General features: G+C 72.6%; 19 protein-coding genes. 7 read left to right on the top strand and 12 right to left on the bottom strand.

The genetic code is table 11. The annotated features are described in order from the left end of the window. The first annotated feature begins 21 nt into the window (after positions 1 to 21). Entirely contained in the window at positions 22 to 825 is an 804-nt protein-coding gene (locus tag ADK67_RS21445; protein WP_053718246.1) for a hypothetical protein, read from the top strand. On the opposite strand, the gene ADK67_RS21440 is transcribed toward ADK67_RS21445, so the two are convergent. The 3 genes from ADK67_RS21440 to ADK67_RS21430 are packed head-to-tail and all read right to left on the bottom strand — an operon-like array spanning position 826 to position 4,826. Beyond that, the gene (locus ADK67_RS21440) at positions 826 to 2,676 is read right to left on the bottom strand and encodes a helix-turn-helix domain-containing protein (RefSeq protein WP_053718245.1); all 1,851 of its coding nucleotides are present in this window, start codon (positions 2,674 to 2,676) and stop codon (positions 826 to 828) included. 4 nt (positions 2,677 to 2,680) lie between these two features. Further along, complete coding sequence (locus ADK67_RS21435; protein ID WP_082403673.1) at positions 2,681 to 4,018, bottom strand: MFS transporter; 1,338 nt, start codon at positions 4,016 to 4,018, stop codon at positions 2,681 to 2,683. A 40-nt stretch (positions 4,019 to 4,058) separates the two neighbouring features. Continuing rightward, complete coding sequence (locus tag ADK67_RS21430; protein WP_053718244.1) at positions 4,059 to 4,826, bottom strand: 3-hydroxybutyrate dehydrogenase; 768 nt, start codon at positions 4,824 to 4,826, stop codon at positions 4,059 to 4,061. Positions 4,827 to 5,021: 195 nt separating this feature from the next. On the opposite strand from ADK67_RS21430, the gene ADK67_RS21425 reads away from it, so the two are divergent. Next, positions 5,022 to 5,231, top strand: a complete 210-nt coding sequence (locus ADK67_RS21425; RefSeq protein ID WP_053718243.1) for a hypothetical protein — start codon at positions 5,022 to 5,024, stop codon at positions 5,229 to 5,231. Between the two features lie 9 nt (positions 5,232 to 5,240). On the opposite strand, the gene ADK67_RS21420 is transcribed toward ADK67_RS21425, so the two are convergent. Continuing rightward, positions 5,241 to 5,969 carry a TetR/AcrR family transcriptional regulator gene (locus ADK67_RS21420; RefSeq protein WP_053718242.1) on the bottom strand — a complete coding sequence of 243 codons (729 nt, stop codon included), beginning with the start codon at positions 5,967 to 5,969 and terminating at the stop codon, positions 5,241 to 5,243. Between the two features lie 65 nt (positions 5,970 to 6,034). Here ADK67_RS21420 and ADK67_RS21415 point away from each other — a divergent pair, with 65 nt between their 5' ends. Further along, positions 6,035 to 7,216 carry an MFS transporter gene (locus ADK67_RS21415; protein ID WP_053718241.1) on the top strand — a complete coding sequence of 394 codons (1,182 nt, stop codon included), beginning with the start codon at positions 6,035 to 6,037 and terminating at the stop codon, positions 7,214 to 7,216. Between the two features lie 35 nt (positions 7,217 to 7,251). Then, positions 7,252 to 8,454, top strand: a complete 1,203-nt coding sequence (locus ADK67_RS21410) for an MFS transporter (RefSeq protein WP_197289555.1) — start codon at positions 7,252 to 7,254, stop codon at positions 8,452 to 8,454. Positions 8,455 to 8,547: 93 nt separating this feature from the next. On the opposite strand, the gene ADK67_RS21405 is transcribed toward ADK67_RS21410, so the two are convergent. The 6 genes from ADK67_RS21405 to ADK67_RS21380 all read right to left on the bottom strand — a co-directional run bounded on the left by ADK67_RS21405 (position 8,548) and on the right by ADK67_RS21380 (position 13,955). After that, a complete protein-coding gene (locus ADK67_RS21405; RefSeq protein ID WP_082403657.1) occupies positions 8,548 to 9,654 on the bottom strand; it encodes an LCP family protein in 1,107 nt (368 codons plus the stop codon). A 72-nt stretch (positions 9,655 to 9,726) separates the two neighbouring features. Next, complete coding sequence (locus ADK67_RS21400; RefSeq protein WP_053718238.1) at positions 9,727 to 10,116, bottom strand: DUF3037 domain-containing protein; 390 nt, start codon at positions 10,114 to 10,116, stop codon at positions 9,727 to 9,729. Next, positions 10,100 to 10,894 (bottom strand): HipA family kinase, encoded by a 795-nt coding sequence (locus ADK67_RS21395; RefSeq protein ID WP_053718237.1) that lies wholly within the window; start codon positions 10,892 to 10,894, stop codon positions 10,100 to 10,102. Before ADK67_RS21395 ends, ADK67_RS21400 begins: the two co-directional genes overlap by 17 nt. Positions 10,895 to 11,027: 133 nt before the next feature. Further along, positions 11,028 to 11,804, bottom strand: coding sequence for an SGNH/GDSL hydrolase family protein (locus ADK67_RS21390; protein WP_053718236.1), 777 nt, complete (start codon positions 11,802 to 11,804; stop codon positions 11,028 to 11,030). A 55-nt stretch (positions 11,805 to 11,859) separates the two neighbouring features. Then, positions 11,860 to 12,942, bottom strand: coding sequence for a lactonase family protein (locus ADK67_RS21385; RefSeq protein ID WP_231648294.1), 1,083 nt, complete (start codon positions 12,940 to 12,942; stop codon positions 11,860 to 11,862). Positions 12,943 to 13,085: 143 nt separating this feature from the next. Beyond that, positions 13,086 to 13,955, bottom strand: coding sequence for a PPK2 family polyphosphate kinase (locus tag ADK67_RS21380; protein ID WP_053718235.1), 870 nt, complete (start codon positions 13,953 to 13,955; stop codon positions 13,086 to 13,088). A gap of 141 nt (positions 13,956 to 14,096) precedes the next feature. On the opposite strand from ADK67_RS21380, the gene rocD reads away from it, so the two are divergent. Both rocD and ADK67_RS21370 read left to right on the top strand, forming a co-directional pair. Further along, positions 14,097 to 15,326, top strand: coding sequence for an ornithine--oxo-acid transaminase (rocD, locus tag ADK67_RS21375; protein WP_053718234.1), 1,230 nt, complete (start codon positions 14,097 to 14,099; stop codon positions 15,324 to 15,326). A gap of 101 nt (positions 15,327 to 15,427) precedes the next feature. Then, positions 15,428 to 16,801, top strand: a complete 1,374-nt coding sequence (locus ADK67_RS21370) for a DUF2252 domain-containing protein (protein ID WP_053718233.1) — start codon at positions 15,428 to 15,430, stop codon at positions 16,799 to 16,801. Here ADK67_RS21370 and ADK67_RS21365 read toward each other — a convergent pair. Beyond that, a complete protein-coding gene (locus tag ADK67_RS21365; protein ID WP_053718232.1) occupies positions 16,767 to 17,402 on the bottom strand; it encodes a hypothetical protein in 636 nt (211 codons plus the stop codon). The two genes, ADK67_RS21370 and ADK67_RS21365, sit on opposite strands and share 35 nt — an antisense overlap. A gap of 74 nt (positions 17,403 to 17,476) precedes the next feature. Here ADK67_RS21365 and ADK67_RS21360 point away from each other — a divergent pair, with 74 nt between their 5' ends. Next, the gene (locus tag ADK67_RS21360) at positions 17,477 to 18,211 is read left to right on the top strand and encodes a histidine phosphatase family protein (protein WP_053718332.1); all 735 of its coding nucleotides are present in this window, start codon (positions 17,477 to 17,479) and stop codon (positions 18,209 to 18,211) included. On the opposite strand, the gene ADK67_RS49195 is transcribed toward ADK67_RS21360, so the two are convergent. Then, the gene (locus ADK67_RS49195; protein ID WP_197289554.1) at positions 18,208 to 19,065 is read right to left on the bottom strand and encodes a COX15/CtaA family protein; all 858 of its coding nucleotides are present in this window, start codon (positions 19,063 to 19,065) and stop codon (positions 18,208 to 18,210) included. The two genes, ADK67_RS21360 and ADK67_RS49195, sit on opposite strands and share 4 nt — an antisense overlap. Positions 19,066 to 19,069: the final 4 nt, after the last annotated feature.

Raw genomic sequence — 19,069 nt, 5'->3', positions numbered from 1 at the left:
GACCCGCTGATCGCGAGGACGATGAGCAGGAGGCGGGTCCGGCCGCCGGAAGGCCGCCCGGTCCGGTCCTGGGTCGCCCGGCTGGAGGCGGCCGCTCTGCTGGTCACCATCGGCTCGGTGGCGCTGGCCGCGTTCAGCCTGTTCGCCTGGGTCAGGTACGACCTGCACGCCTTGCCCGCGGTCTTGCGGGGCGTCGACTTCGTCGCGGTCGCGTTCAGCGTGTTCACGTCCACCTCGGTGCTGGCGCCGTGGGCCGTGGTGAGCTGGGTGACGCCGCGCCTCGTGGAACGGCCCGACGTCACCCTGGGCCGACTCGCCCGGATCGCGCTCGGCGTCCTCGTGGTCACCGCGGTCGCCTTCCCGCTGTTCGTCGTCGTGGGCGTAGCCGTCCTGTGGGTCGTCTACCTCGTGGGCAGGGTGGCCGGCGCCGTGCCCGCCCTCCCCCGGCGTGTCCGCGCGGTGTGCCGTCGGCTCTATCGGGGCTCGGGAGCGGCAGTCGTCGTGTGCGCAGTCCTGGCCGCGCCCAACTACGGCACCCCCGCGTGGATCCCGCTGGAGCGGGTCGACACCCGGACGACGACCTACGTGGGCTGGGTGCTCGAATCCGGTGACCACGACCTGTCCCTGCTGGAGGAGGGCAGCCGCGACCCGGTGGTGCTGCGTCAGGAGGCCGTCATCGGGAGGACCTTCTGCGAGAAGGGCGGGGACGGTCGCCCCCGGCCCGCTGACGTGCTGTCCCTGCTCGGTTGGCAACTGGTCGACGACGTGCCCGACATCCGGCACGTGCGGCCCGACTGCCACGGGGCGCGGTCGGCAGGGGGGTGATCACGGGCCGAGCACCTTCATCAGCTTGAGCGCGAGCTGGACCTCCAGCACCCGTTCCGGCGACTGCCAGTCGTCACCGAGCAGGCTCGCCACCCGGTCCAGCCGTTGCACCACCGTGTTCACGTGCACGTGCAGCTCGTCCTTGGCTCGGCTGAGGTTGGCGCCGCACGCGAAGTACGCCGTGACCGTCCGAACCAGCTCGGTGCCCCGACTCGCGTCGTAGTCCAGCAGCGGACCGAGGGTGGCGCGGACGTAGCCCGCGATGTCGGCCCGGTCGCCCAGCAGCACGCCGACGAAACCGAGGTCCGCGAGCGTGCCCCCGGTGCCCTTCCGGCCCAGCTGCAGCAACGCCTTCAGGCACCGCACCGCCTCGGCGTGCGCGGCGGCGACGGCTTCCGGGCCGTGCGCCGGGCCGCCGGACCCGACGGTCACCGGCAGGCCCACGGCCTTGCCGAGCACCCGTGCCGCGTCCTCCGCCGCGCACGCCAGGTCCGCGCCGGGCAGCACCAGCACCACGTGCTCGCCGTGCACGCCCGCCAGGCCGCGGCAGGCCGACGCGTGGTGCGCGGCGGCGGCGAGGAGGCGGTCGCGCGGGCCGTCCGCGACCAGCACCACGTGGTCGGCCGCCAGCTCGACGCCGACCCGGCGGGCACGGGCGCGCAACGCGACCGAGTCCACCGCGGCCGTCAGCAGGTCGGTGATCAGCTCGCCGCGCACCTTGTTCTCCGCCTCGGCGACCGTGCGGCGCAGCAGGAGCAGCAGGGCGGTGACGACGCCCGCGCGTTCGAACAGCCTGCGGTCGGCGTCACCGAGGTCGGGGCGGTCGGTGAGGGTAATGCTGCCGAGCAGCTCGCGGCCCGCCAGCACCGCGCACACCCACGTGCCGTCCTGCGGGATGGCCCGGCCGCTGGCGCGGGAGGCGTTGACCGCCGCACGGGGCGTGAGGGCGCGGGTGGTGCCGATGCGGGCCAGCTCGGCGCCGTCGCTGTCGTGCACCACGATCCCGCCGTCGAGCACCTTGGCCACGGCGGCGGCCACCTCGGGCACGTCCGCGCCGCGCAGCACCAGGTCGGTGAGCCGGTCGTGGGCGTCCTCGGCGCGGCGCATGGCCTCGTTGTGCGCGCGGATCGTCTCGCCCGCGGCCCGGGTCTCCTCCAGCAGGTGCGCGGTGTCCAGCGCGATCGCGGCGTGGTCGGCCAGCGACGACAGCAGCGCCACCTCGTCGGGCGGGAACTGGCGCGGCGAGCGGTTGGCCGCGTAGAGCACGCCGATGACCCGGCGGTCGAGCTTGAGCGGCACGCCCAGGATCGCGACCAGGCCCTCGTCGCGCACGGCCGCGTCGATGGGGCCGGTGTGGTTGAACCGGTCGTCGGCGAAGTAGTCGGCGGTCACGTACGGCTGGGCCGTCTGCGCCACCAACCCGCCCAGTCCCTCGCCCATGCCGAGCCGGACCTGTTGGAACAGCGCGGAGATCGAGCCGTCGGTGACCCTCATGTACGTGCCGCGCTCGCCGGGCTCGTTCATGCTCAGGTAGGCGATGTCCGCGCCGAGCAGCAGCCGGGCGCGCCGCACGATGGACCGCAGCACGGCGTCCGGGTCGCGCACGCCCGCCAGGTCGTTCGCGGTGTCGAACAGCGCTTCCAGCTCGGTTTCCCGGCGGCGGTGCGCGGTGAGCGTGCGGCGGATCCGCAACGCCCACTCCGTGGCGCGGGCGATGCGGTCCAGCTCGTGGTCCGGCACGCCCGCCGCCCGGGCCGCGGGGAGCACCGCCGCGAGCCGCTCACTGCCCGCGTCGGTCGCGAGCAGTCCGAGCAACTCGACCAGGTGCTCCACCGCGTCCGCCTCGCTCATACCGTCATGCTCGCACCGAGGGGGCCTCGGTGTCGGTCCGGTTCAGGGAGCTGCCCTTCGTCTCCTTCGCCACCACCACGGCGATCACGGTCAGCACGCACATGCCGAGCACGTACAGCACCACCGGGAACGTGCTGTCGTAGGTGGCGAGCAGCGCGGTCGCGATGAGAGGTGCCACCGCGCCCGCCCCGATCGACGCCAACTGGTAGCCGATGGACGCGCCCGAGTAGCGCACCTTCGTGCCGAACAGCTCGGAGAAGAACGCGGCCTGCGGGCCGTACATCGCGCCGTGCAGGAAGAGGCCGACGGTGACCGCGAGCGTCATCGGGAAGAACGACTTCGTGTCCAGCAGCGTGAAGAACACGAACATCCACAGGCCGATGCCGACCGTGCCGATCAGGTAGGTCGTGCGGCGGCCGATCCGGTCCGACAGCGCGCCCCACAACGGGATCGTGATCAGGTGCACGAACGAGGCGATCAGCACCGCGTTCAACCCCGCCGAGCGCGGCATCTGGAGTTCCGAGGTGATGTAGACCAGGATGAACGCGGTGATCACGTAGTACGACACGTTCTCCGCCATGCGGGCGCCCATCGCGATCAGCACCTCGCGCCAGTGGTCGCGCAGGACGGCCACGATCGGCGGCTTCTCCTTGATCTTGCCGGCCTCGACCTTCTTCTGGGCTTCGAGGAACACCGGCGACTCGGACACGCTGAGCCGGATCCACAGTCCGATCAGGACCAGCACGCCGGACAGCAGGAACGGCACCCGCCAGCCCCACGACAGGAACGCCTCGTCGGTCTGCACGGCGGCCAGCACCGCGAGCACGGCGGTCGCCAGCAGGTTGCCCATCGGCACGCCCGCCTGCGGCCAGGACGCCCAGAAACCACGCCGTTCCGCGCTGCCGTGCTCGGACACGATGAGCACCGCGCCGCCCCACTCGCCGCCCAGCGCGAAGCCCTGGATCAACCGCAGCAACGTCAGCAGCAGCGGCGCGGCCACGCCGATGGCGGCGTAGGTGGGCAGCAGGCCCATGGCGAACGTCGCGCCGCCCATCAGCACCAGGCTGAGCACGAGCAGCTTCTTGCGGCCGAGCTTGTCACCGAAGTGGCCGAACACCAGGCCGCCGAGCGGCCGGGCCAGGAAGCCGATCGCGTAGGTGGTGAACGCGAGCAGGGTGCCGTTGATCGGGTCCACCGTGGGGAAGAACAGCTTGTTGAACACCAGGGCGGCGGCGGAGCCGTACAAGAAGAAGTCGTACCACTCGATGGTGGTTCCGATCAGGCTGGCTATGACGACCTTGGCGAAGGACTTCTTCGGCTGCGGAGGGGCGGCGTTGGTCATGTCGGTCACCACTTCGTTGGGGGTGGGGGCTAACGGGGGGTCACTGGGCGGTCCAGCCGCCGTCGATCGTGAACGACGAGCCGGTGACGTGACCGGAGTGCGCGCCGCACAGCCACAGCACGACGGAAGCCACCTCGGCCGGTTCGATGAGCTGCTTGATGGCGTGCCGGGTGAGCATCACGTCGGCGAGCACCTGCTCGGGCTCGATGCCGTGCGCCTTGGCCTGGTCGGCGACCTGGTTCTCCACCAACGGCGTGCGCACGTAGCCGGGGCTGACGCAGTTGCTGGTCACGCCGTGCGGGGCGCCTTCCAGCGCGATGACCTTGCTCAGCCCTTCCAGGCCGTGCTTGGCGGTGACGTAGGCGGACTTGAATGCGCTGGCCCTCGTGCCGTGCACGCTGGAGATGTTCACCACCCGGCCCCAGCCGCGCTGGTACATGTGCGGCAGGACGTGCCGGGCGAGCAGGAACGGCGCGGTGACCATGACCCGCTGCAGCAGCGCGAACCGGTCGGGCGGGAACTCGTGCACCGGGGCGACGTGCTGCAGGCCGGCGTTGTTGACCAGGATGTCGACCTCGGCGGGCAGGTCGCGGGCGGGGTCGTCGGCGGCGAGGTCGACCACGTGCTCGGTGCCGCCGGTCTCGCGGGCCGCCTCGGCGACCGAGTCGCCGTCGCGGTCGACGAGGTGCACCTTCGCCCCGGCGCGGGCGAGGGCGACCGCGCAGGCCCGCCCGATGCCGCTGCCGGCGCCGGTGACCAGGGCGGTGCGACCGGACAGGTCGTCGCTGTGACCAGGGACACTCGTCATGGCCCGAAACGCTAGGTGACCTGCGGTTCACCGCACATGTGAGCGAGCGCCACAACCTGTGGGCAGTGGATGTGTTTAGCCAACAGTTAGCGACACGGTCATCAAGTTGTCGAATACCGGGTGAAGCGGAGGTGCCGCCATAGGTAGGCTGCTTTGGCCCGTTCGGGGGACGAACGACGTTTTGGGGGTTACCTAGTGTCACTCACGCCGATCTACGACGACCTGCTGCGCGAGTTCGAGGGGATCATCCTCGTCAGCGAGGCCGCCGAGGCGGTCCAGGCGGCCGTGCCGACCGCGGACCAGCCCGCCGCCCAGACCGCCGAGCCTGCCGAGGACCGGACCACCGTCCAGGCCGCCGCGCCCGCCGCGGAGCGGGTCGACGAGCCGACGCCGGACGAGAACTGACGAAGACTTTCAGGACGTCGAGGCCCTCTTCGAGGCGATGAGGGTCTCGACACCGTCCAGCAGCAGCCGCAGCCCGAACTCGAACTGGTCGCCCGCGTACGGCGACACACCCGCCCGCACGGTCGCGACCAGCGCCGGGTACGGCCGGAAGTCGACCAGCTCGCCGAGCGCGGCGTCGCGTTCGCGCACCTCGTCGGCGCTCAGCTCCCGCGTGTCGAGGCTCAGCCTGGCCTGGCCGCGCACGTAGGCGTCGACCGACTCGACCACCGCCATCTTCTCCGCCTCGGTCAGGCCGGTGCCCTCCAGCACGCGCAGCGCCGAGTCCATCCAGCGCAGCAGGTTCGGGCCGGGTGCGGCCACGGTCGCGACCAGTTGCAGCACCCAGGGGTGCTTGCGGTAGCCCTCGTGGTCGTTGCGCGCCCACGCCTCCAGCTTGGCCCGCCAGTCGCCCGGCCAGTCGTCCGGCAGCGGGTCGTCGGCCCCGATCGAGTCCGCCATCAGGGCTTCCAGCTCCGCCTTGCCCGGCAGGTAGGTGTAGAGCGAGGCCGTGCCGACGCCCAGCTCGACGGCCACCCGGCGCATGGACAGCGCGGCGAGGCCCTCGGTCTCCGCGATCCGGATCGCGGCGGCCACGATCCGCTCCATCGTCAGGCCGCGCCGCGGGCCGCGCGCGGGGCGGCGGGCGTCCTTCCACAGCAGTTCCAGCACTCGCCGCTGCGCGTCGTCCTTTGCGTTCATGATGAAACTCAGTATACCGTTCGGAGTTGTACGAACAGTGTTCGAAGTTTTTGGGGGGGAAGACTGTGGACGACACCGCGGACCGGGGGACGACACGCGAACGGCGCACGTTGACGGCGGCGACGCTCGCCAACGGGCCCACCGAGCTGATCGACTTCGTGCTGCCGCTGTGGGCGGGCGCGGCCATCGGGCTGAGCGCGACCGAGGTCGGCCTGCTGATGGCCGTCGAGATGGCGTTGTCGGTGCTCGTGCGGCCGCTGGCGGGCGTGCTGGCCGACCGGTGGGAACGACGGCACACCGCCGCCATCGGCGCGCTCCTCTACGCGCTGTCGTGCGCCGGGTACGCGGTGGCCCAGAGCGCGCCGCTCGCGTACGGCGCGGCGGCGGTCGGAGGCGCGGGTGGCGCGCTGCTGTGGGTCGCCGTGCGGGCGATCGTGAGCGAACGGCTGGCCGAGGACACCGCGGTGTTCCCGCGCCTGCTCGCCGCGCAGGAGACGGGCTCGTGGGTGGCGTTCGTGGCCGGCATGGCGTTCGTGGGCGCGGTCGGGTACGCGGGGCTGTTCTGGGCGTGCGCGGCGGCTTGCGTGGCGGCGGCGGGGTTCCTGCTCGTCGCGCCCCGGCGCCGGGAACGCGGTGGCCAGGGCGTGGCGGCGGCCGGTCTCGGTGCGGTGGGCAAGCGGTTGCGGCCGATGTTGTTCGCGGTGGTGATGACCATGGCGGCGGAGGCGGCCGTCGGGTTGTTGCTGCTCCTGCACCTGCAACGCGGGTTCGACCTGGAGGTGCAGGAGGTCGCGTTCGTGTTCCTGCCCGGCGCGATCGCGATGAGCGCCGCCGCCGAGTACCTGCACCGGTACGTGCTGCGGTTCGGCAGGCGGAAGGTGCTGGTGGGCGCGTCGCTGGCCAGTTGCGCGTTCGCGGTGAGCCTCGCGTGGGCGCCGAACCCGTACGTGATCGCGGGGCTGTGGGTGCTCAGCGGTCTGGCGTGGGCGGCGGTGCTGCCGGTGCAGCAGGCCGTGATCGCCGAGGCGGCCGACGGGCAGGTGGGGCGCGCCATGGGCGTGTACGAGGCGGCGTGCCTGGTCGGGGCGTTGATCGGCAGCCTGGTGGCGGGCGCGCTGTACGACGGGGCGCACTGGTGGGTGGCGTGCGTGGTGGCCGCCGGGATGATCCTGGCGGGCGCGGTCGTGGTGCCGCGGGCCGTCCGCCTGCTCGGTGTGCCGGACGTGCCGGTGGCCCAGTCCCGCTGATCTCTTCGCGAGTCCTGGGGCGCTACCGTCCGGTTTTGACGTTTGGGGGCGATGTGGACGCACCGGGTGTGCTGCGGGAACGGCGGGCGCTGAGAGCGGCGGGGTTGGTCGGCGGGCCGATCGAGCTGATCGACGTGGTGCTGCCGCTGTGGGCGGGCGCGGCCCTCGGGCTGAGCGCGACGGAGGTCGGCGCGCTGGTCGCGGTCGTGGTGGCGTTCTCGCTGGTCGCACGGCCGGTCGCGCGTGTGCTGGTGGACCGGTGGGAACGTCGGCACACCGCCGCCGTCGGCGCGTTGCTCTACGCGTTCGCGTGCGCCGGGTACGCGGTGGCCCAGAGCGCACCGCTCGCGTACGGCGCGGCAGCGGTCGGGGGCGTCGGGGGCACGCTGCTGTGGGTCGCCGTGCGGGCCATCGCCCGGGAGCGGCAGGCCGACGACACCGAGGCGTTCCTCCGCGTCGCGTCCGCCCGGGACGCGGGGTCGATGGTCACCACCGCCCTCGGGCTGGTCTTCTTCGGGATCATCGGGTTCGCCGGTGTGTTCTGGGCGTGCGCGGCGATGTGCGTGCTGGCGGCGGCGCTTCTCGTCGCCGGGCCTGGCCGCCCGGAAAGCGCCGGTGAAAGCCCTGGTGAGGACGGTGTCGAGAGCGGCGGTGACGGTCAGGAAGAGGCGGCGGCCGGCCAGGGACGGCTGCGGGCGGCGGTCGCGGAGGCGCTGACCACGGCGGCGGAGGCGGCCGTCGGACTGCTCCTGGTCCTGCACCTGCAACGCGGGTTCGACCTCGGCGTGGTGCAGGTGGTGCTCGTGTTCGTGCCCGGCTCGATGGTGGCCGGAGTCGCCGTCCTGCACGTGCGCCGATACGTGTCGCGGTACGGCCGCACGCGGGTGCTGGCGGTCGGGTCGCTGGTCGGCTGCGCGGCGACGCTGGGTTTCGCGGCGGCGCCCAACCCGTACGTGATCGCGGCGCTGTGGGTGCTCAGCGGGGCCGCGTGGGGTGCGGTGCTGTCGGTGCGGCGAGCCGTCGCCGACGCGGCGGCCCGCCCGGTCCTGGGCATGCACGACACCGCGGGCCTGGTCGGGCTGCTGATCGGCAGCCTGGCGGCGGGGGTGCTGTACGACGGGGCCCAGTGGTGGGCGGCGTGCGTGGCGGCGGCCGGGATGATCCTCGTCGGCGCGGTCGTCCTGATGTCGGCCGTGCGCCCGCTCGGTGACGTCGACGTCCCGCTCGCCAAGGCCTAGGAACGCGGACGGGCCGCCGGGTGCGTGTGCCCGGCGGCCCGATCCGTGGAGCGACCGTCGGGTGCGTGTGCCCGGCGGCCCGTCCGTGCGGCGCTACTTCGGCGCCGGGAGGAGGTCGGCCGGGACCGGCTCGTCCTTCTCCAGCGCGCCGAACAGGCGCAGCGCGTTGTCGCGGTCCCACTGCACGACCGAGCCCGCACCCGGCACGGTCGGCGTGCCGCCCACCGGCACGGTCACCGTGTCCACTCCCCCGCCCATGGCGAACGCCATGCCCGCGAGGTGGTGCAGGTGGTCGTCGGAGTTGACCGAGATCGAGTCCGTGCCCGCGAACAGCAGCGGGAACGCCTTGAACGGGTTGGCCAGCGTGCCGAAGCTCGTCGCCTTGTCCGTCAGCGCGGCGAGGAACTTGCGCTGGTTCTCCACCCGCTGCAGGTCGGCCGTGGCGAACGCCCGCGAGCGGACGAAGCCCAGCGCCTGCGCGCCGTCGAGTTCCTGGCAGCCCGGCTGGAGGTCCAAGCCCGCCAACGGGTCCTGCATCGGCTCCTCGATGCACATGTCCACGCCGCCCACCGCGTCCACGATCCCGGCGAAGCCGCCGAAGCCGATCTCCATGTAGTGGTCGACGTGGATGCCCGTGGCGCCCTCGACGGTCTGCACCAGCAACGACGGCCCGCCGAACGCGAACGCCGCGTTGATCTTGTTCTTGCCGTTGCCGGGGATGTCCACATAGGAGTCGCGGGGGACACTCACCAAAGTGGACTTCCCGGAACCCTCCGGGATGTGCAGCAGCATGATGGTGTCCGTGCGCCGACCGCCCGCGTCACCGGTGGACAGCGCGGCCTTCTGCTCCTCGGTCAGGTCGTCGCGCGCGTCCGACCCGACGAGCAGCCAGTTGGTGCCCGGCGTGTCGGCGGGCCTGCCCTCGTAGTCGGTCAGCGCGTCGATCCGCCGCAGCGAACCGTCGACGTAGAACCACATGCCGACGCCGAACGCCAGCAGCAACACCAGGACGACCCCGATGATCCGCCCGATTCTCGGCTTGCGGCGCTTGGGCGCCGGACGTCGTCCGGCCTGCTGGTACGCGGGCTGCTGCCCGTACCCGCCCTGCTGCGGCCCACCCTGTGGCCTGCGCTGCCGCGGTTGCCCGCCCTGTCGGTATCCGCCCTGCTGATACCCGCCCTGCTGGTATCCGGCGCTCATCAAGCGACCCCGTCCGTGTGTCGGTCACTGCTCGCACCTAAAGACGCGGTGCGCGGCAAGAGGTTGCCCACCCTAGTGCTCCGGCGGCAGCACGAGCGCGGCCAGCAGGCGGTCCAGCTCGGCCTCGGGGTCGTCGGTCAGGCCGGTGTGCGCGGGCGAGGTCTGCACGATCGTGCTGCGCGGCGCGGTCAGCCAGCGGAACCGTTGACCCGCCGACGTGCGCGACACCGGACCCGCCGTCGGCACGCCGTCGCAGGACAGCCCCAGGTGGTCCAGGGTGGCCCGCAACACCTCCACGTCCAGGAACGGGTCCAGCGCCAGCACCCGGCGTTCGTCGACGTGCACGCGGGCGCCGAGGAAGTCCAGGTCCTTGCAGTAGACGAGCACGCCGACGTTGACGAACTCGCCGCGCTCCTGCCTCGGCACGGCGCGCAGCAGCGCGTACTCAAACACGTGCGGCACGGGCTGCCTCCAGTGCGTCGACCCACGCCCGCGGCGCGGCCAGGCGGGCGGTGAAGAACGACTCGTACGCCTCGCGCACGGCGGCCGGTGTGCCGAACGCCTCGTCCTGCGCGAGCCACGCGTCGGGCACGAGCGCCAGCACCTCGCGCACGAGGTCGGGCGTGACGCGGGCGGTCAGCTCGGCGTCCACCTCGGCCAGGTCGCCCGCGAACGGCAGCATCAGGTGGTCGGCCGCGTCGAACCGGTAGGTGGCCGCCGGGAACCTCTCCGGCCGCCACGAGTGGTGGAAGTACAGCGACGCGCCGTGGTCGATCAGCCACAGCTCGCGGTGCCAGAGCAGCGTGTTCGGGTTGCGCCAGCTGCGGTCGACGTTGAGCGTGAGCGCGTCCAGCCACAGCAGGCGGGTCGCGGTCTCCGCGGACGGCTCGCGCACCACCGGGTTGTAGTCGAACGAGCCGGGCAGGTAGTCCAGCCCCAGGTTGAGCCCGCCGCTGGCCTTGAGCAGCTCCTGCACCTCCTGGTCCGGCTCGGCGCGGCCCAGCTCCGGGTCCAGGTCGACCAGCACGATCTCGGGCACCCGGAAGCCGAGGCGGCGGGCCAGCTCGCCGACCACGATCTCGGCGATGAGCGCCTTCACGCCCTGGCCCGCGCCGCGGAACTTGAGCACGTACATGCCCAGGTCGTCGGCCTCGACGAGCCCCGGCAGGGAGCCGCCCTCCCGGAAGGGCGTGACGTAGCGGGTGGCCGCGACCTGGCGCAGCCCGTTCGTGGGATTCACGGTGTTAGTTTGCCGCTGCTCCGCAGACGGCGGCGAGGTCGCCTGGAAGTCGACCGTTCGCGCCCTGATTCCCGACGATCGAAAAGCGTGATCGCCGTGAATGAGGACGCGAACGATCGACGCGACCTCGCGGTCAATCGGTCGTCGCGACCGCCAACCGGTTACCCGCCCGCCCAGCGGCGTCGTTAAGCGCCGGCAGGTAGCCGGACTCCTGGCCTGCCCGGTTCGGGTGGTAGGAGCGGTCGACCGGGATCAGGACCAGGCCGTTCAGCCACGGGTCGTCGGCGCACGCGCCGTGGTCGTCGAACGCCTCGCGCACGTCCGCGAACTCGAAACCGGCCGCCTTCGCCCGGTCGCCGGTCACCTCGGCCAACGCGTCCGCCGCCCGGTTCACCGCCGTCCGCTTCGGCGCGCTCATCAGGCACCACGTGTCGTGCGAGAACAGCCGCGGGTAGCCCAGCACCACCACGTCGGCCGACGTCCGGTCGTCCACCGCGCCGTACAGCGCGTCCAGCCGACCGGGCAGCTCGTCGCGGATGAACCGCTCGGCCACGTCGACCCGCCGCACGCACTCGTCCTCGTCGCCCAGCGTGCACGTCGTCATGACGTCGCCGAAACCGGCGTCGTTGCCGCCCGCCGTGATGGTGACGAGCGTGGCGTTCGGCGTGATCCGCTCCGTCTGCCCGCGCACCTCGTCGGTCGTGGCGCCGGCGCACGCGGCCTGCACCAGGGACGCGTGGTGGCGTTCCGCCCACAGCCTCGGGTACGCGTGCGGGCTCTGCCGGCAGTCGTCGGGCGCCTCGTCGCCCGCGCCGAGGCCCGCCGCGTAGGAGTCACCCAACGCGACGAGCTCCGGCGCGGCCGGTGCGGGTGTGATGGCCATCAGCAGCGCGAGCGCGAGCATCTTCATGCACCGGGCCTACCACTGTGGACAGTCCCGCCGGCCGAAGTTGACCCGGAGGGAGTTACCTCGTCAGTGCGACGCACACCGGGATCGGCGCGGCGGACGTGCTCGTCAGCCGCAGCTTCCCGGTGCTCCGGTCCACCTCGAACGTGGTGATGGTGTCCGAGTTCTGGTTGGCCGCCAGCAGGAACCGGCCGGACGCGTCGAGCGCGATGTGCCGCGGGAACTTCCCGCCCACCGGGGTGGCCTCGACCAGCCTCAGCACCGCGCCGCCGCGTTCCACCGCGAACACGGCCACGCTGTCGTGGCCCCGGTTGGACAGGTAGGCGAACCGCCCGTCCGCCGACACCACGATCTCCGCCGGGTAGTTGCGCGGTGCGGTCGGCGCGCCGGCGGGCAGCGTGCTCACCTTCGGGCCCGGCGTGAGCACGCCGCGGTCGTAGCTCGCCACCACGATCGTGGAGTCGAGCTCGTTGGCGATGTAGGCGTACCTGCCCGACGGGTGGAACGCCAGGTGCCGCGGCCCCGCGCCGGCGTGCACGCGCGCCGTGGCGGCCGACGTCAGCCTGCCCTCACCGCTGAGCCGGTAGCTGAACACCGCGTCGGCGCCCAGGTCGACGGCCAGCACGAACTCGCCCGTCGGGTCGGCCAGCACCTGGTGCGCGTGCGGACCCTCCTGCCGGTCCGGGTCCGGTCCGGCGCCGGTGTGCACGACGAGGTCCGTGCGTTCGCCCAGCCCGCCCTCCGGCAGCACCGGGTGCACGGCCACGCTGCCCGAGCTGTAGTTGGCCGACAGCAGGAAACCCCGGTGCAGCACCAGGTGGCACGGGTCCGCGCCGCCGGTGCTCCGGCTGCCGACCACCTTCGGCACACCGTCCGGGCCGACCGCCAGCGCGGTCACCTCGCCGTCGGCCTTCTCGTTGACCGCGTACACCCAGCGGCCCGCGTCGATCACGAACGACGGGTTCGGCACGTCCGGCACCACGCCGGTCACCCGCAGCCCGCCCGTCCGCGGGTCGTACGCGCCGAGCCCGAGGCCCGTGCCACCGCCCGCCCACGACGTGTAGGTGCCCAGGTAGGCGCGGACCTCCCGCCGGCCGCGGTCCTCCTCGGACTCGTCCGCTCGCGCGACACCCTCGGTCATCAGCAACCCCGCTCCCACGCCAACGGCCCCCAGGAACCGCCGCCTGTCCAAGACCACACCGAACCTCCGCTTCGACCGCCCGCGGCGGTCCCACAGTGGCGTGCACCACTGTGAACAAGCAAGAGGCGCAACGAAGATTGCACTCAGCGCAACGGATCGGCTTCCCGGAGCCGTGCCAACTCGACGGCCGGATCGTACGAGGGTTCCGGGTAGGCGGGCGCCAGGCCGCGCAGCGCCTCCAGCAGCAGCCGCGCCACCACCCAGTTCCGGTACCACTTGCGGTCCGACGGCACGGCGTGCCAGGGCGCGACCCGCGTCGAGCACTTGACCAGCGCGTCGGAGTAGGCGAGCTGGTAGCGGGAGAACTTGGCCCGCACGTCCAGGTCGCCCGGGTTGTACTTCCAGCGCTTGAGCGGGTCCTCCAGCCGGGCGATGAGCCGTTCGCGCTGCCGTTCCGGCGAGATGTGCAGGAAGCACTTGATCGTGGTCACGCCCTGGTCGGCCAGCTCCGCCTCGAACGCGTTGATCTGCCGGTACCGGCGGCGCCACTCGGTCGACGGCACGAGGTTGTCCACCCGCGCGACCAGCACGTCCTCGTAGTGCGAGCGGTCGAACACGCCGATGTAACCCGGCTGCGGCACCTGGCGGCGGACGCGCCACAGGAAGTCGTGCCGCGACTCGGTCCGGGTCGGTTTCTTGAACGACGCGATGCGCAGGCCCTGCGGGTTCACCAGACCCGCGACGTGCCGGATCGTGCCGCCCTTGCCCGAGGTGTCCATGCCCTGGAGCACCAGCAGCGCCCGCCGGTCGCCACCGCCCGTGCCCTCGGCGTACAGCGCCTCCTGGAGCCGGTCCAGCTCGCGGCCGATCACCGCCATGTCCGCGGCGGCCTCCGTCTTCGACCGCGGCCCGACCGGCTTCCCGGCCGGGTCGACCTTGGCGAGGTCGAAGTCCTCCGGCTCCACCCGGAAGGTCTCCGATATCGACTGGACCTGCGCGGACTTGTCGGCCATCGTCGGAGGGTAACCCGCCGATCATGGGCCTGCCGACCACGCAATGAATCACTGCCAAAGCGTTCGATTGCGCAACGAACATGACGGACGCGCAACGGCTGACGGATGAAATCGCTGGCACAGGCCCCTTACTGTGGTGACATGACCGCCATGGCCGCAGCACTGAGCTCCCAGCACTTCATCGCGCTCGACGAGGAATGGAGCACGCACAACTACCACCCGCTGCCGGTCGTCATCTCGCACGGCGAGGGCTCGTGGGTCACCGACGTCGACGGGCGCCGCTACCTGGACTTCCTGTCCGGCTACTCGTCGCTGAACTTCGGCCACCGCCACCCCGACCTGGTCGCCGCCGCGGTCGAGCAGCTCGGCCGGGTCACGCTGACCAGCCGCGCGTTCCACCACGACCAGTTCGGCCTGTTCTGCCGCGAGCTGGCCGAGCTGACCGGCACCGAGATGGTGCTCGCGATGAACTCCGGCGCGGAGGCCGTCGAGTCGGCGATCAAGGTCGCCCGCAAGTGGGCGTACCGGGTGAAGGGCGTGCCGGCCGGCACGGCCGAGATCGTGGTCGCCGGGTCGAACTTCCACGGCCGCACGACCACGATCGTCTCGTTCTCCACCGACGACACGGCGCGGAACGACTTCGGGCCGTTCACGCCGGGGTTCAAGGTCGTCGAGTACGGCTCGCTGGACGCGCTGCGCGACGCGATCACCGAGCGGACGGCCGCGGTGCTGCTGGAGCCCATCCAGGGCGAGGCGGGCGTGGTCGTGCCGCCCGCGGGCTACCTGGCGGGCGCGCGGGCCCTGTGCGACGAGCACAACGTGCTGCTGATCGCCGACGAGATCCAGTCCGGCCTCGGCCGCACGGGCGACCTGCTGGCGTTGGACCACGAGGGCGTGCGCGCCGACCTCTACACGCTGGGCAAGGCGCTGGGCGGCGGCATCATGCCGGTGTCCGCGGTGGTCGGCAGCCGCGCGGTGCTCGGCGTGCTGCGGCCCGGTGAGCACGGGTCGACGTTCGGCGGCAACCCGCTGGCGTGCGCGGTCGGCCGGGCCGTGGTGCGGCTGCTGGCGACCGGCGAGTTCCAGCAGCGGTCCCGCGAGCTGGGCGCCCACCTGCACGCACGGCTGGGTGAGCTGGTCGGGCGCGGTGTGGCGGAGGTGCGCGGGCGCGGGCTGTGGGCCGGTGTGGAGATCGCGCCCGGCGGGCCGCGCGGGCGTGCCGCGTCGGAGGCGCTGGCCGGGCTGGGCGTGCTGTGCAAGGAGACCCAGGACACCACCCTGCGCGTCGCTCCCCCGCTCGTGATCACGCGCGCGGAGTTGGACCGCGGTGTCGACGCCATCGGCGAGGTGTTGACCGCTGTGTCCGATTGACCCGGTTCGGATCCGGATCAACCGACCACGCACCGTTACCGCAGGTCACAGACGTGTCGCGGCACACGTATCCCGTCGGCCGGTGACGCATCCTTACCCGCATGGGTGAACGCAAGCGGGCTCAGGCCGCCGTCTCGCTGGGACAGTGGGTCGAACCGGAAGAGGTCCTGGCGCACGGTCGCGCGCTGCGGGCGGCGGTCGGTCACGAGGCGCACCGCGCGTCGGCGCTCGCGCCGGACCGGCCGTCGGTGGTCGAGTTCGTGGACGCGTCGAACGAGGGCCGCCTGCCGCACCTCGTGCCGCTGCGGATCGGCCGGATGCTCGTCTCGCCGTTCGCGTTCTTCCGGGGCAGCGCCGGGCTGATGGCCGGTGACCTGGCCGTCGGCGCGCGCAGCGGGCTGGACGCGCAGCTGTGCGGCGACGCGCACGCGGCCAACTTCGGCCTCTACGGCACGCCCGAGGGCCGGATCGTGATGGACATCAACGACTTCGACGAGACGCTGCCCGGCCCGTGGGAGTGGGACCTGAAGCGGCTGGCGACGTCGTTGGTGCTGGCGGGCCGGGAGGGCGGTGTGTCGGAGAAGGGCTGCCGCGACGCGGCGTCCGACGCGGTGCGCGCCTACCGCGGCGCGGCCCGGCACCTGGCCGAGATCCCGTTCATGGAGTCGTGGAACGCGCTGGGCGACGAGTCGGCGTTGTCCAAGACGAAGGCCGACGACCTGCTGGACGACTTCACCAAGGCCGCGTCGAAGGCGCGCAAGAACACGAGCGCCAAGGTGGCGGCGAAGTGGACCCGGCGCGAGGGCGAGCACATCCGGTTCGTCGAGGACCCGCCCGTGCTGTCCCGGATCTCCCCCGAGGCGGCCGAGTCCGTCGTGGACGCCCTGCCGTCCTATGTGGACACGCTGCGGGAGTCGCGGTACAACCTGATCATGCGCTACAGCGTGTCGGACGTGGCGTTCCGCGTGGTCGGCACGGGCAGCGTCGGTTGGCGCAACTACCTGGTCCTGCTGCACGGCAACGGTGACGAGGCGTTGGTGCTGCAGGCGAAGGAGGCGCGGCCGTCGGCGCTGGCGCCGTTCCTGGGCGCGCCGGCGGTCAAGCACGAGGGCAAGCGGATCGTGCACGGCGCGCGGCTCGTGCAGGCGGAGACCGACATCCTGCTCGGCTGGACCACGATCGAGGGACGCGACTACATCGTCCGGCAGTTCCGCAACCGCAAGGGCGAGATCGACGCGACCACGTTGAAGCGGGACGACCTGGACGACTACGGCCGGCTCGCGGGCGGGCTGCTGGCCCGCGCGCACAGCCGGTCGGTCGACCCCCGGCTGCTGGCCGGGTACTGCGCGGACGGCGAGGAGCTGGACGAGGCGATCGCCCGGTACGCGCTGGACTACGCCGACCGGACGGCCGCCGACCACGAGGAGCTGGTCGCGGCGGTCAAGTCGGGTCGGCTGCCCGCTGAACGCGAATGACCTGCCGCGCCACCAGGAACAGCACCACGGCGTTGAGGACGTGCCAGGAGTAGTGCGTGCCGCTCGGCCACGCCTCGCACAGGGGCGTGTCGAGCGTCCGCAGCGTCACCGACACCACGAACACGCCGGCGGCCCACGCCAGGTCGTGCCACGGCATCCGACGCGCCGCCGCGACCACCGCGGCGAACAGCAGGCACAGGAACGGCGCCAGGTAGAGGCCCGAGCCGCCGGGCACGAGCGCGCCGAGCGGCGCGGTGGCGACCGCCAGGCCGACGAACGCGGGCGCGGCCGGCCAGGCCACCGCCCACCGGGCGTTCAGGTAGTGGTGCGTGAACACGACCAGGTACCAGATCACGTAGACCGCGATGAAGCCGACGTCCAAGGAGCTGGTCAGCGAGTCGGCGACGGTGTGGAAGCTCAGGCTGCCCAGCCCGACCAGCGCCAGCAGCACCGGCAGCGCGCGCAGGCTGCGGGGTCGCGGCCGGTAGCGCCACCACAGCACGGCCGCCGCGATCAGGAAGGCCGCGTTGCTCACGGCGTTGAGCGGTTCGGCCCAGAGCCCGGGCGCCAGGCGTTCGCAGTACGCGTCCACGTCGTCCACGAGTCGCGGTTCTACCGCGCCGGGGTGAACGCCAGGGAGTGCCGGCGCGGCCACAGAGGGCTAAGTTGGCTCAGGTGGACTCCCTTGGGGTGGACTGGATCGGGCTGATCCGGCACGGCGAGAGCACCGGCAACGTGGCGCGCGAGGTCGCGGAGTCGGCCGGTCACGAGGTCATCGACATCACCGAGCGCGACGCGGACGTGCCGCTGTCGGACCAGGGCGAGCGGCAGGGCCGGGCGCTGGGCCGGTGGTTCGCCGCGCTGCCGCGCGAGCAGTGGCCGGACCTGGTGGTCTGCTCCCCGTACCGGCGGGCCATCGACACCGCGCGGCTCACCGTGAGCGGACGACCGCGGTCACGCGTCGACGAACGGCTGCGCGACCGCGAACTCGGCGTGCTGGACCTGCTGACCAGCCACGGCGTGGCGCGGCGGCACCCGGACGAACGGGCGCGCGAACGGCGGCTCGGCAAGTTCTACTACCGACCGCCGGGCGGCGAGTCGTGGGCGGACGTGGCGTTGCGGCTGCGGTCCCTGCTGCGCGACCTGGACGGGAAGCGGGTGCTGCTGTTCGGGCACGAGCTGCAGGCGTTCCTGCTGCGCTACCTGCTGGAGTGCCTGCCCGAGCCCGACCTGACCGCGTTCGCGCACAACACCGTGGTGCCCAACGCCTCGCTGACGTCGTGGCGGCGTGAAGAGGGGTTGTGGGTGCTGGAACGCGAGTTCGAGACCGATCACCTCGTCGAGCGGGGCGTCGAGCCGACGGAGTCGGGTGACTCGGCGACCCGCACGCCCGAGCCGAGCGCCCGCTAGGACCGGAACGTCCGCACGACGAGGTGCGCGGTCGCCGCGACGATCACCGCGGCGGTGACCACGTGCGCCGCCACCAGCGGCACCGGCAGCGCCAACGCCTCCTGGACCGAGCCGATCACGCCTTGGACGATCGACAGCGCGAGCAGGGCGACCGCGGCCAGACTGCGCACCAGCACCGCCGTGCCGAGCTGCAGCCCGACCATGACCACCACGGCGAGGACGTGGGCCGCGGTCAGGTCGGCCGGGTCGAAGCCGAACCGGCGCGCGTTCTCGTCACCGGCGTGCGGGCCGCTGCCCGTCACCAGCGTGCCCAGGACCATGACGGCGGTGAGCGCCACGGGCAGCGCGCCCACGCCCAGCCGGACCCGGAGGTTGGCGGGCGGACGCGACACGGCGTCGGGCCGGCCGAGCAGGTCGACCAGCACGACGAGCGCCGCGACCAGCACCATGCTGGTGAGGAAGTGGACGGCGACGATCTCGGGCGCGAGGGCCCGGCGCACGCTGAGCCCGCCGATCAGGCCTTGCAGGCCCACGCCGACCAGCACGCCGACGGCCAGCGGCAGCGACTTCGGCGGGCGGGCGCGATGCCGGGCCACCGCGACCACGAGGGCCAGCGTGACCAGGCCGACGACGATGCCGAGCACCCGGTTGCCGAACTCGACCACCCCGTGCACGCCCATCTCCGGCGTGGTGACGAACGAGTCGTCGGTGCAGCTCGGCCACGTCGGGCAGCCCAGCCCGGAACCGGTCAGCCGCACGAGCGCGCCGGTGAGCACGATCAGCACGTTGGCCACGAGCGCCGCCACGGCCGCCGCGTGCGCGGGCCGACGGACGGGAAGGCGTACGGCGTTCACGTCC

Origin of the sequence: Saccharothrix sp. NRRL B-16348 (genome assembly GCF_001280085.1) — a bacterium.
Taxonomy (GTDB): Bacteria; Actinomycetota; Actinomycetes; order Mycobacteriales; family Pseudonocardiaceae; genus Actinosynnema.
The sequence above is the reverse complement of the archived record's forward strand: the minus strand, read 5'-3'. Positions and strand labels throughout refer to the sequence as shown.